The 13,077-nt window shown below is 68.7% G+C and carries 8 protein-coding genes; 5 read left to right on the top strand and 3 right to left on the bottom strand.

Annotated elements, in window-relative coordinates; genetic code table 11:
- Position 1 precedes the first annotated feature (1 nt).
- From Amac_RS45980 to sppA, 4 genes are all read left to right on the top strand, one after another.
- On the top strand, positions 2-763 hold the full coding sequence (locus Amac_RS45980; RefSeq protein ID WP_155360757.1) for an amidohydrolase family protein: 762 nt from the start codon (positions 2-4) through the stop codon (positions 761-763).
- On the top strand, positions 760-1,704 hold the full coding sequence (locus Amac_RS45975; RefSeq protein WP_155360756.1) for a Gfo/Idh/MocA family protein: 945 nt from the start codon (positions 760-762) through the stop codon (positions 1,702-1,704). The genes Amac_RS45980 and Amac_RS45975 overlap by 4 nt, the downstream gene beginning before the upstream one ends.
- 17 nt (positions 1,705-1,721) lie before the next feature.
- On the top strand, positions 1,722-3,254 hold the full coding sequence (locus Amac_RS45970; RefSeq protein WP_155360755.1) for a hypothetical protein: 1,533 nt from the start codon (positions 1,722-1,724) through the stop codon (positions 3,252-3,254).
- A 61-nt stretch (positions 3,255-3,315) separates the two neighbouring features.
- Positions 3,316-5,010 (top strand): signal peptide peptidase SppA, encoded by a 1,695-nt coding sequence (sppA, locus tag Amac_RS45965; protein WP_155360754.1) that lies wholly within the window; start codon positions 3,316-3,318, stop codon positions 5,008-5,010.
- Between the two features lie 38 nt (positions 5,011-5,048).
- Here the strand turns inward: sppA and Amac_RS45960 are convergent, their stop codons facing one another.
- From Amac_RS45960 to Amac_RS45950, 3 genes are read right to left on the bottom strand one after another with little or no spacing between them, the layout of a single operon-like run.
- A complete protein-coding gene (locus Amac_RS45960) occupies positions 5,049-6,392 on the bottom strand; it encodes a maltokinase N-terminal cap-like domain-containing protein (RefSeq protein ID WP_155360753.1) in 1,344 nt (447 codons plus the stop codon).
- A gap of 4 nt (positions 6,393-6,396) precedes the next feature.
- Positions 6,397-8,109, bottom strand: a complete 1,713-nt coding sequence (gene treS / locus Amac_RS45955) for a maltose alpha-D-glucosyltransferase (RefSeq protein ID WP_246269135.1) — start codon at positions 8,107-8,109, stop codon at positions 6,397-6,399.
- Between the two features lie 32 nt (positions 8,110-8,141).
- On the bottom strand, positions 8,142-10,226 hold the full coding sequence (locus tag Amac_RS45950; protein WP_155360752.1) for an alpha-1,4-glucan--maltose-1-phosphate maltosyltransferase: 2,085 nt from the start codon (positions 10,224-10,226) through the stop codon (positions 8,142-8,144).
- 319 nt (positions 10,227-10,545) lie between these two features.
- On the opposite strand from Amac_RS45950, the gene glgP reads away from it, so the two are divergent.
- Positions 10,546-13,077, top strand: a 2,532-nt coding sequence (gene glgP, locus Amac_RS45945) for an alpha-glucan family phosphorylase (RefSeq protein ID WP_155360751.1), incomplete at its 3' end; no start/stop codon positions are given.

Genomic DNA, 13,077 nt, shown 5'->3' with positions numbered 1-13,077 from the left:
CGTGATCGTCGACTGTCACGTCCACGTGGGACTCACCAAATACCGCCCGATCGACGACTATCTCGACGCCATGAAGACGCACGGGATCGCCCGTGCCGTCCTCGTGCAGCATCTGGGGAACCCCGACAACGAGTACCTCGAGCGCTGCGTGCGCGAGCGCCCCGACCTGTTCGCCGGAGTCGCTCTGGTGGACCCCCAGGATTCCCGCGCGCCGCGCCTCGTCCACGAGATCGGCGAGCGCGGCGTGCTGAAGGGGGTACGGCTGCCGGCCGGCGGCACGCCATCCGGCGTGTGGCGGGCGATGGACACGCATCGGCTGGTCGCCAGCGTCACCGGGCCGTTCGCCGACGTCACCGACGACGCGTTTCTGGATATCGTCGACCGGCACCCAGGCGTGCACTTCCGGCTCGAGCATCTCGGCTGGCTGAAGCTGGCCGACGATCCCCCGCCGTATCGCGGATTCCGGCGATTCCTCGGGCTGGCCGAGCGCCCGAACACCTCCACCTCGTGGTCGGGCTTCTTCCTCAACGCCGGCACCCCGTACCCCTATCCGGACGCGGAGCCGTACCTGCGGATGTCCCTGGCGGCTTTCGGGGCGGACCGTCTCATGTGGAGCGGGGACTGGAACCGGGCGGGCGGCACCGACGCCGACTATGCCGCGGCCGTCGACCATGTCACCGGCCACATGCCGTTCCTCAGCGACGAGGACCAGGACCGGGTGCTGGGCCGCAGCGCCGACACGATCTTCGGAGGGACTCCATGAACGCTACGGGCATCGGCATTCTCGGGCCGGGCGCGATCGGCGCCTGCCATGCTCGGGCGATCCGCGCGGCCGGTGGCCGGATCGTCGCGGTGGCCGGGCCGAAGCCCGAGGAGAACGCCGCGTTCGCCGCCGAGCACGACATTCCACGCGCCTATGGGGACACCACGGCGCTGCTCGCCGATGACGAGGTGAACGCGGTCGTGGTCGCCGCGCCCAGCCCCGTGCACGCCTCGCTCACCGTCGCCGCGCTGCGGGCCGGGCGCGATGTGCTGTGCGAGATCCCGGCCGGGGTGTCGCTGGCCGAAGCCGAACTGGTGGCGCGTACCGCCGCGGAGACGGGACGGTCCGTCGCGATGGGCCACACGTTGCGGTTCTGGGCGCCGCATCTGGAGGTGCGGGCCCGGGTCGAGCGCGGCGAGTTGCGGCTACGCCACGTCGTGGCCCGGTCGCTGCAACTGCGGCAGAGCAACGTGGGCTGGACCGGCAAGGCCCGGGACTGGACCGACAGCGTGCTCTGGCACCATGGCGCGCATCTCGTCGACGCGGCGCTGTGGCTGCTCGACGCACCCGAGGTCAGCGTGTCCGGCCGGTGCGGGCCGGCCTGGCCGGGCAGCGACAGCCCGATGGACGTCGGCGCCGTGCTGGCCACCCCGGGCGGCGACCTGGCCACACTCTCGCTGTCCTACCACTCCCGCGAGCCGGTCAGCGACTACCTCCTGATCGCCGAAGACCAGACCTTGCACATCAGAGACGGCCGCCTGTACGGGCCCGACGGCGTGATCGTCGACTCGCCCGGCGTCGCGGCCACCCAGGACGCGGCGATCGAGGCACAGGACGCTGATTTCCTCGCCGCCGTCGCCGAGGGCCGCGCCCCGCGTTGCACGGTGGCAGACGTGCTGCCGGCCATGCGGGTGCTGGACGCCTTGGAGACCGTTCCATAACCCAGCAAGGAGTCCGTGTGAACCGACTCGTCTCCCGATTAGCGATGTGCCTGCTGATGACCACGGCTGTCGGCCTGGTCGGCGTGGCGCCCGCAGCCGCGAATCCGCCCGCCGTGGGCAACGTCATCACCCTCTCCGGCGGTGTCGTGCTGCCGGTCTACACCGTGACCGGCAGCGCGACCGTCAGCGCCGTCGGCTTCCAGCTCACCGGCGGCACCCTGCGCGCCGTCGACCAGTCCGGCACCCAGCTCTGGACCGCCGGCACCACCGGGTACGGACCCTACGGCGGCTTCGACTACGACGCCGACGGCTGGCCCGACGTCTTCGTCGTGGTGTCCGCGTCCACGGGCACCACCTGTGGCACCACCCCGGTCGTCACCACCACGCTGTACTTCTACAGCGGACAGACCGGAACCCGGCAGACGCCACTCTCCCCGCTCACGGACATCTGCTGGAACTTCGGCAGCACGATCTATCCGACCCATCAGTGGACCGAGAACGGCGTGCTGTGGGGCCCCACGAACAAGATCGCGGTTTCTCCGTACTACGCGAGCACCTCGTGGTTCTTCGGCTTCAACGGCAGCTCGTTCGGCACCGACGGGGCGCTCTACTTCCCGTCCACGTCGTCGTATGACGCCACCTACACCAACGCCCTGGCCAACACGTATCCGACGGGCACCAAGTACATCACCAACTCCCATGCGGCCAACGGGCTCATCGTCAACGTGTCGGGGCAGCAACGGCTGGTGTTCTGGACCTCGGGCCGGGTCGCGCAGTACGCGGTCGGGCCGTTGAGCGCGAGCCAGCTCGTGGCCGACCGGCCCTACCTCACCGGTGGGCGCACCGACATCGGCGGGCGCAACTACGGTGTCGTCGCGGTCGACCCCGGCAACTCCAGCAAGGTGGTGCTGGTCGCCGGGACCAGCAACTACTCCCTCTATCTGGACCGGCTCTCCGGCACCATGACCCGCGACCCGTGGGGTGGCATCGAGCGGCACGTCTCGGTCTACGACCTCGGCTCGAACACCGTCGATGACCGGTTCTACTCGTACGCGCATGACAACAGTGACGGCAACAAGTACGAGAACCGGGTGTCGTATCCGGCGAATCCCATCGTGCGCACCGGCGGCACGTCGCGGATCGCGTACAACGTCTACACCGGAGGGCGCTGGTACCTGCACATCTCGGACCCCGGGGCCACCACCGATCGGTACGCCATCAAGGACCTGTTCCTCTGGGACATCGCCGACGTCGACGGGGACGGGGTGGACGACTGGCTCGTCTCGCCGACCCGCGACGCCGGGGAGCCGGACGTGCCCGGCTACTACTACCCGAAGTGGCAGACCAACATGTACCACTGGAACGAGAGCACGGCGTCGCTGACCAACTTCCGCACCGAGGTCGGCTACATCCCGCACTTCCAGCAGAGGTTCAACCGGTCCACCGCCACGTCCAGCGACGGGTACCTGACGCCCGCGCAGACGTACCTGGACGGTAGCCAGCTGAAGCTCATGATGATCAACAGCGCCGGAACCGTCTCCGCCCGCTGAGCAGTGCGGCGGCCCTCACGAGGGCCGCCGCATTGTCGTCGGGGTCGCTTAGGGTGGCGGTATGGACGCGACGAGGACGATCGTGGAGACCGTTGGGCGGATGCGGCAGCGCCGCACGGGGCCCCTGGTCCTTGAGCTGGACCTGACGGAAGGGCTGACGGAGGGTCCGCCCGCCGATCCGCTGGGCGCGCTGCTGACCATGCGCAAGCCGCGCCTGGCCGACGTGCTCGCGGGGTTGCGCCGGGCCCGCAAGGATCCCCGGGTCAAGGCGCTGATCGTGAAGATCGGCGGTGGCCCGCTGGGGCTCGGCATGGTACAGGAGCTGCGCGGCGCGGTCGTGAAGCTGCGGGCCGCCGGGAAGCTGACCGTGGCGTATGCGGAGACGTTCGGCGAGTTCGGCACCGGAACCGTGCCCTACTACCTGGGCAGCGCGTTCGAGCGGGTCTACCTGCAGCCGTCCGGCGACGTGGGCCTGACCGGGATCGCGCTGGAGCAGCGGTTCGTGAAGGACGCGCTGGCCAAGCTGAGCGTGGAGTATCAGGTCGGGCAGCGGCACGAGTACAAGACCGCGGCCAACATGTACACCCAGGATCACATGACCGACGCGCATCGCGAGTCGGCGTCTCGGATCGCGGAGTCGGTCACCGAGCAGATCGTGGCGGGGATCGCGGAGTCGCGGCGGCTGGAGCCGGTCCGGGTGCGCGAGCTGATCGACGAAGGGCCTTTCATCGGCGCGGAGGCGCTGGAGGCCGGGCTGATCGATGGCCTGAAATATCGTGACGAGGTATACGCCGAGGTCGTGCCCGAGGGCGCTCATCTTCAGTATGTGGCGCGGTATGCCAAGCTCGGCGGGCCCCGGAAGTTGCCGCATCCGGGGGAGGACGTGGTGGCGCTGGTCCAGGGCGAGGGGCCGATCCGGATGGGCCGCAGCGGGCGATCCCCGCTGGGTGGCGGCAGCGCGATGGGTTCCGACACCATCGCCGCCGCGCTGCGCTCCGCGCGCCGCGACGACAAGGTCCGCGCGATCGTGTTCCGGGTGGACAGCCCCGGGGGGTCGTACGTGGCGTCCGACACGATCTGGCGGGAGGTCGTGCTGGCCCGCAAGGCCGGGAAGTCGGTGATCGTCTCGATGGGCGACGTGGCCGCGTCGGGTGGTTACTTCGTGTCCATGGCCGCCGACGTGATCATGGCTCAGCCGGGCACGCTGACCGGCTCGATCGGGGTCTTCGGCGGCAAGCCGGTGCTGGGGGAGCTGCTCAACCGGGTCGGCGTGGTGTCGGAGACGATCACCGAGGGCGCCAACGCCGGGATGTTCTCGCTCACCCGGGGGTTCTCGGAGGCCCAGTGGGGACGGGTCAATGCCTGGCTGGACCGGATTTACGATGACTTCGTCGGCAAGGTGGCCGAAGGGCGGAATCTGGGCCGGGAGCGGGCGCACGAGCTGGCCCGTGGCCGGGTCTGGACCGGCGCGGACGCGCGGGAGAACGGCCTGGTCGACGAGCTCGGCGGTCTTGAGGACGCGCTGACGCTGGCTCGCAAGCGCGCCGGGCTGCCGGTCGACGCTCCCGTTCGCTCCTATCCGCGGCTGAACCCGCTGGAACGGCTGCGCCCGGCGGAGTCCAGCGAGGACAAGGCCGCCGCGCTGACCAGGATTCGCCTGGAGGCATGGGGCCCGATGTCGGCCCTGGCGGCCGAGCTCGGCTTGCCCGCCTTCGGCGGCCCGCTGATCCTCCCCGGCCAGTGGACCATCCGCTGACTGTCCCCGAGTAAGGCCGCCGGATATTTCGGGATCTGTTATTCCTGGAAGGCGGCCAACGGGATCGGCAGCCACGTGGGTCGGTTGCGTGCCTCGTAGACGACTTCGTACACGGCCTTGGAGAGCTTCAAGGCGTGCAGCAGCACGGCGTCCGCGCCCGTGATGTTGCCACCGGCTTCGGTGTAACCGGCCAGGAAGGCGGCGCGGTTGCGCGCCGACCACTCCTGCGCCCGGGACACCAGCGAGGCCGCGTCCGGATGGTCGGCCAGCAGATGCCGGGCCGCGTACTCGATCGAGCGCAGCATGCCCGCCACATCCCGCAGCGGCGAGTCCAGCGCCCGCCGCTCGGCCAGCGGCTGCCCGGGCTCGCCTTCGAAGTCGAGCACCACCCAGTCGGCCGCCGTCCGCATCACCTGCCCGAGGTGATAATCCCCGTGCACCCGCTGCACGGCCACCGGCCGGTCGATGTCCGCCAGCCGGTCATAGGCCGCATGCGCCACCTCCGCGTGCGCGTCCAGTTGCGGCACCTCCGCGATGGCCCGATCCAGCCGCCGCCTGAACCGCTCGGTCATGCGCTTGACCTCGGGCGGCTCGATCACCGCCGTCGGAAAGGCCCGGGCCAGATCCCGGTGCACCTGCGCGGTCGCCGTCCCCAGCCGCCGCGCCTCAGCCGCGAAGTCCCCGCCGGCGTCGGCCGCCGACACGTCCCTGGGCTGGGCGTAAAGATCGCGCACGCTGGTCAGCGCCATCGCCCAGCCCTCGCTGGAGTTGGACAGGAACTCCTGCATGATCGCCAGCGTGGTCGGCTCCCCGTCCAGCGTGGTCTCGATCCACCCGTACGGCTTCGCCACATGCGAGGACCCCTGTGCCGCCAGCGCGGTCACGATCTCCAGCTCCGGATTGACCCCCGGGATCAGCGCGCGGAACTGCTTGAGGATGTACTTGTCGCCGTACACGATCGAGGTGTTGGACTGCTCGGCCGTCATCACCAGGCTGCGCGGCGTCGTGTCGATCTCGACTCCGGGAACCCGGTGGAAGGCCAGCGGATCGACCGTGAGGTTCACGTCCATACCGGTCAGCAGCCAGCGGGTCAGGCCGGCGTCGTGCGCCGCGTCGAACGCGTAACGATCACGGCCACCCCATTCGGTCCGCCCGATCATCGCGTGCCTGAGCCGGTCCGGAATCTCGTCCCGCAGCCCCAGCAGCAGCTGGTAGCGGGTGACCCGATCCCCTTGCCGTACCGAGATGATCAGATGGGCGAGGATCGGGTCGTCGGCCGCGAGCTGGGTGCTCGACTCGATCGACAGCTCGTCGATCGGGCGCCCCTTACCGGCGAACCAGCGTTGAGTGGCGATCCAGCCGGTAAGGAGCTCGGTCAGCACGTTATTAGTCCTCCCGTGACACCGGTGGGATGGTGAACCAGTAGAAACCATGCCCCGGAAGCGTCAAAAGATACGGAAGTTCACCAATTCGGGGGAAGGGAACGCCCCCCATGGTCTCCACCGGTTCCGCGCCCTCGAAGCGCCGCAGGTCCAGTTCGACCGGCTGCGGGAAGCGGGACAGGTTGTTGACGCAGAGCACCCGGTCGTCGCCCAGCTCCCGGACGAAGGCCAGCACGCTCGGGTTGGAGGAGTTGAGCTCGATGAACTCGCCGAGGCCGAACACCGGGTGCCGCTTGCGGATGTCGATCATCCGCTTGGTCCAGTGCAGCAGCGAGCCCGAGCTCTTCTGCTGCGCCTCGACGTTGATCGCCTGGTAGCCGTAGATCGGGTCCATCACCGGCGGCAGGTAGAGCCGGCCCGGGTCACAGGTGGAGAAGCCCGCGTTCCGGTCGGGCGTCCACTGCATGGGCGTACGGACTCCGTCGCGGTCGCCCAGCCAGATGTTGTCCCCCATCCCGATTTCGTCCCCGTAATAGAGCACCGGTGAACCCGGAAGGGACAAAAGGAGCGCCGTGAAGAGCTCGATCTGGTTCCTGTCGTTCTCCAGCAAGGGGGCCAGGCGGCGGCGGATGCCCACGTTCGCGCGCATCCGGGGGTCCTTGGCGTACTCGGAGTACATGTAGTCGCGCTCTTCGTCGGTGACCATTTCGAGGGTGAGCTCGTCGTGGTTGCGGAGGAAGATGCCCCACTGGCAGTTCTCCGGGATCTTCGGGGTCTGCGCCATGATCTCCGAGATCGGGTAACGCGACTCCCGCCGTACGGCCATGAAGATGCGCGGCATCAGCGGGAAATGGAACGCCATGTGGCACTCGTCCCCGCCGGTGACCGGGTCGCCGAAGTATTCGACCACGTCGGCCGGCCACTGGTTGGCCTCCGCCAGGAGCACCCGGTCGGGGTAGAGGCGGTCCACCTCGGCGCGGACCCGCTTGAGGTATTCGTGGGTCCTCGGGAGGTTCTCGCAGTTGGTGCCCTCCTGCTCGAACAGGTAGGGGATGGCGTCCATCCGGAACCCGTCGATGCCGAGGTCCAGCCAGAACCGCAGCACCTCCAGCATCGCCTCCTGCACGTCCGGGTTCTCGTAGTTGAGGTCCGGCTGGTGGCTGAAGAAGCGGTGCCAGTAGTACTGGCCGCGGACCGGGTCGTGGGTCCAGTTGGACGTCTCGGTGTCGATGAAGATGATCCGGGCGTCCTTGTACTTCTCGTCGTTGTCGTGCCAGACGTAGAAGTCGCCGTACGGGCCGTCCGGGTCACGCCGGGAGGCCTGGAACCACGGGTGCTGGTCGCTGGTGTGGTTCATGACCAGGTCGGCGATGACCCGGATGCCGCGCTTGTGGGCTTCCTCGACCAGCCTCACGAAGTCCCCGAGGTCCCCAAATTCGGGCAAAATCTTCATAAAGTCGGCGATGTCGTATCCGCCGTCTCTGAGGGGGGACTCGTAGAGCGGGAGCAGCCAGAGGCAGTCGATCCCGAGCCACTGGAAGTAGTCGAGCTTTTCGATCAGGCCGCGAATGTCGCCCGTGCCGTCCCCGTTGGAGTCGGCGAAGCCCCGGATCAGCACTTCATAGAACACCGCCCGCTTGTACCAGTACTGATCGCGGGGTTTGTCGTGCGTGAAGGTGTTCGGGATGGGCTGATGCTGAATCGGCGTAAGGCTCACCGTTGTACTCCCCGGTTGTGCAAGGGCTGTCCTCACGGGCGGTGCGCTGACCCGTGACGCAGCGTGAAGACGTGTGCAGGATTGACGTGTGGGTCGAGGCGCACGTAATTGGACTGCCGCCAGCGGTACGACTCGCCCGACAGCTCGTCGTCCACGACGAACTCGGCATGCCAGTCGAGACCGAGGGCCGGCAGGTCCAGATGGACGATGCCCTCATGGGTGTTGTGCGGATCCAGGTTGACGACAGCCAGAACGACGTCGCCTAGGGCGTGCCGTCGTGTGGCCGTGTCGTAGGCACCGGGGAGCCGCTTCGAGAAGCAGATCACATCCGGCTGATCGCAGTTGTGAAACCGTAGATTACGCAATTCCTGGAGCGCCGGGTGTGCTCTTCTGAACAAATTGAGGTGCGTGATGAGGGGAGCGAGGCTCCGCCCCTCCCGCTCGGCCGCCGCCCAGTCCCTCGGCCGGTACTGGTACTTCTCACTGTCCAGGTATTCCTCGCTGCCCGGCCGGACCGCGACGTTCTCGCCCAGTTCATATCCCGCGTACACCCCCCAGGTCGGCGCCGTCAGCGCGGCCAGCACCGCGCGGATCTTGAAGGCGGGTATGCCGCCGTTTTGAAGGTACTCGTGCAAGATGTCGGGAGTGTTGACGAACAGATTCGGGCGCAAAAAATGTCCCGTTTCGTGGGCCAGCTCCGAGAGATACTCCTCCAGCTCGGCCCGCGAGTTCTTCCAGGTGTAGTACGTGTACGACTGGTGGAACCCGACCTTCGCCAGCGCGCGCATCATGGCCGGACGGGTGAACGCCTCCGACAGGAACAGCACGTCCGGGTCGTCGGTCCTGATGTCGGCCAGCAGCCGCTCCCAGAACGCCACCGGCTTGGTGTGCGGGTTGTCCACCCGGAAGATCCGTACGCCGTGCTCCATCCAGTGCAGCACCACCCGCTTGACCTCGGCGTAGATCCCGGCCGGATCCTTGTCGAAGTTGAGCGGGTAGATGTCCTGGTATTTCTTGGGCGGATTCTCGGCGTACGCGATGGATCCGTCGGCCCGGATGTTGAACCACTCCGGATGTTCCTTCACCCACGGATGGTCCGGCGAGCACTGCAACGCCAGATCGAGCGCGACCTCCATGCCCAGCTCGCGGGTCCGCGCGACAAAGGCGTCAAAGTCCTCGATCGTTCCCAGATCCGGATGAATCGCGTCGTGCCCGCCCTCTTCCCCGCCGATCGCCCACGGCGAGCCCGGATCGAACGGCTCCGGGGTCAGCGTGTTGTTGCGCCCCTTGCGGAACGCCACCCCGATCGGGTGGATCGGCGGCAGGTAGACCACGTCGAAGCCCATCTGGGCGACCGCGGGCAAGCGCTTGGCCGCCGTGGCGAACGTGCCGGAGACAGGCACGCTGTCCTCGATCACCGCCCCCTCCGAGCGGGGGAAGAACTCATACCAGGAGCCGAACAGCGCCCGCCGCCGGTCCACCCGGATCCGCGCCGGCGTCGCCTTCGTGACCAGGTCGCGCAGCGGATGCGCGGCGACCAGCGCCAGCGTCTCCGGCAGCTGCGCCACCGCGAACCTGGCCCGCGGATCCACCTCGTCGTCCCGCAGCCGCGCGGCCAGCGCCAGCAGCGCGGCCCGGTGCCCGCACATCCGCAGCTCCGCCTGGAGCAGGGCCCGATCGCTCGCCTTCACCAGCCGTTTCGCGCCCGGCAGGCAGTCACCGGCCCGCACCGCCTTGGCGGCGCGCTCGAACAGGCGGGCGCCCTCTTCGCACATCAGGTCGGCGTCGAGTCCGCGGGGGATCTTGATCCCGGCGTCGTGCAGCCAGGTCGCCACCGGGTCGCTCCACGCCTCCACCCGGAAGGACCACAACCCTTCCGAGGGCAGGGTCACACTCACCCCCCACCGATCGGTGCCCGGCGCGAGCTCGCGCATGGGCTGCAGCCGCCCGGCCACGCCCTGGGGATCGATCAGCACGACCCCCGCGGCGACCGCGTCGTGTCCCTCCCGGAACACGGTGGCGCTGATCTCGAAGGTTTCCCCTGCGGCCGCCTTCGCGGGACGCTTCCCGCAGTCGACGACAGGGTGGATGTCCTGGATTGGAATTCTTCCGATCATCGTTTCTCAACGTAGCGACGGCACACCCGGTGCCGCCGGAGTTGACAGGGCAGGATCGATCTTTGCTCGGAGTCGGGCAGCACGAACCACGACCCGCCGAGCGGGCCGGTGGCTCATACAGGAGTTGCCCCAATGCTCCACGTTTACCCATGCATATGAAAGAGCATGGCGGGGGTCAACTCCATCTCCTTCCGGCGAGCCGTGGACTGGCTGTGGGTTCACGGGCAGGACTGCGGATCTGTGATGTTTGAGCGAGTAGGGCAATGGTGAGAGCTGTATGTGCTCCTCCACCCCCTCACATCCCCTAGGGTCTGGCCACGTGAGAGCTATTCGCAGGTTCACCGTCCGTACCGTCCTTCCGGCCGAACTCGCCCCGCTCGGTGAGCTGGTCCAGAATCTCCGCTGGTCGTGGCACCCGGAGACGATGGACCTGTTCGCCGACGTGGACCCCGACGTGTGGGAGCGCGTCGGCCACGATCCGGTGGCGTTGCTCGGCGCCGTGGCCGCCGACCGGCTGCGCGAACTCGCCCGCGATCGCCGCTTCCTGCGTCGCCTGGCCGACGCGGCCGACGACCTCCGGGAGTACATGACCGCCCCGCGGTGGTACCAGACCCTCCCCAGCGGCCCCGCCGCCATCGGCTATTTCTCCCCCGAGTACGGCATCGCCGCCGCGCTCCCGCAGTATTCCGGCGGCCTGGGCATCCTCGCCGGAGACCATCTGAAAGCCGCCAGCGACCTGGGCGTGCCGATCCTGGGGGTCGGCCTGCTCTACCGGCACGGCTACTTCTCCCAGTCGTTGTCGCCGGAGGGCTGGCAGCAGGAGCACTACCCGTCGCTGGACCCCGGCGGCCTGCCGCTGTCGCTGCTGAAGGAGGAGGACGGCACGCCGTCCCGGATCCGGATCGGCCTGCCCGGCGGGCGCACCCTGCACGCCCAGATCTGGGTGGCCCAGGTCGGGCGCATCCCGCTGCTGCTGCTCGACTCCGACGTCGCCGACAACGACACCGCCGCCCGCGACGTCACCGACCGCCTCTACGGCGGCGGCGGCGACCACCGCCTCATGCAGGAGCTGCTGCTCGGCATCGGCGGCGTACGGGCGCTGCGCGCGTACTGCAGGATCACCGGGCACGCCGAACCCGAGGTCTTCCACACCAACGAGGGCCACGCGGGCTTCCTCGGGCTTGAGCGCATCCGCGAGCTCACCGAGGCGCGGCTGTCCTTCGACGAAGCGCTGGAGGCGGTGCGGGCGGGCACGGTGTTCACCACGCACACGCCCGTGCCGGCCGGGATCGACCGGTTCCCGGCGGAGATGATCGGGCGGCAGTTCGGCGGCGACAACGCTTGGCCGACCGTGGACGTCGATCGCATCCTGGAGCTCGGGGCCGAGCCCGAGGCGGCGGACGGGGACGGCGAGAAGGCCGTCTTCAACATGGCCGTCATGGGCATGCGGCTGGCGCAGCGCGTCAACGGCGTGTCGGTGCTGCACGGCGAGGTCAGCCGGGAGATGTTCCAGGGCTTGTGGCCCGGGTTCGATCTCTCCGAGGTGCCGATCGGGTCGATCACCAACGGCGTGCACGCGCCGACCTGGGTGGGGCGCGAGGTGATGGAGCTCGCCGGGAAGGAACTGCCGACGCTGGTCGATCGCACGCAGGGCTGGGACAGCGTGCAAAAGCTGTCAGAGGGCGATATCTGGACCATTCGCGGCCAGCTCAGGGGCCGGCTGGTCGAGGACGCGCGCAAGCGGCTGCGGCGGTCCTGGCGGGAGCGTGGCGCGTCGGAAGCCGAGCTCGGCTGGACCGACGAGGCGCTCGATCCCGGCGTGCTGACCATCGGGTTCGCGCGGCGGGTGCCGTCCTACAAGCGGCTCACGCTCATGCTCAGCGACCCCGACCGGCTGCGGGACCTGCTGCTCGACCCCGAGAAGCCGGTGCAGATCCTGATCGCCGGCAAGGCGCACCCCGCCGACGAGGGCGGCAAGAAGCTCATCCAGCAGATCGTGAAATTCGCTGACATGGAGGATGTGCGGCATCGCATTGTCTTCCTGCCCGACTACGACATGGCCCTCGGCCAGCTGCTCGTCCAGGGCTGCGACGTGTGGATGAACAACCCGCTGCGCCCGCTCGAAGCCTGCGGCACCTCCGGCATGAAGGCCGCCCTCAACGGCGGACTCAACCTCTCCATCCGCGACGGCTGGTGGGACGAGTGGTATGACGGCACCAACGGCTGGGCCATCCCCACCGCCGACGGCGTCACCGACCCCGACCGCCGCGACGAACTCGAAGCCGCCGCCCTCTACGACCTCATCGAACGCGAGGTCGCCGACCGCTTCTACGACCGCGCCGCCGACGGCCTCCCGCGCCGCTGGCTGGAAATGGTCAAACACACCCTCAGCTCCCTCGGCCCCAAGGTCCTGGCCGGCCGCATGCTCCGCGACTACGTCATCGAGCTGTACGCCCCCGCCGCCGACTCGGCCCGCACCCTCTCCGCCGACCACTACCACGGCGCCAAGTCCTTCGCCGCCTGGAAACTCCGCGTCTCCCAGGCCTGGCCAGGCATCCGCGTCGAACACGTGGAAACCTCCGGCATCGGCGACACCCCCGAACTAGGCGCCACCATGGAAATCACCGCCACCATCGCCCTAGGCGACCTCTCCCCAGAAGACATCCACGTGCAATCCGGCTACGGCCGCGTAGGCCCCCACGACGAACTAATCGACCCCACCTACGTCACCCTCACCCCCGGCCCCCCCGGCGACGACGGCCGAGCCCCCTTCACCGGCACCATCCCCCTAGACCGCACCGGCGCCTTCGGCTACTCCGTCCGAGTCGTCCCCCACCACCCCCTCATGGCC

The sequence above is a fragment of the Acrocarpospora macrocephala genome (genome assembly GCF_009687865.1).
In the GTDB taxonomy this organism is placed as follows: Bacteria; Actinomycetota; Actinomycetes; order Streptosporangiales; family Streptosporangiaceae; genus Acrocarpospora; species Acrocarpospora macrocephala.
Note: the sequence above shows the minus strand (reverse complement) of the source record. Positions and strands in the feature narration are given on the sequence as shown.

Bases quoted from the DNA above. Each gene is read 5' to 3' on its own strand.
- Amac_RS45975 (WP_155360756.1), top strand. From the start codon at position 760: ATGAACGCTACGGGCATCGGCATTCTCGGGCCGGGCGCGATCGGCGCC.
- sppA (WP_155360754.1), top strand. From the start codon at position 3,316: ATGGACGCGACGAGGACGATCGTGGAGACCGTTGGGCGGATGCGGCAG.
- Amac_RS45950 (WP_155360752.1), bottom strand. From the start codon at position 10,226: ATGATCGGAAGAATTCCAATCCAGGACATCCACCCTGTCGTCGACTGC.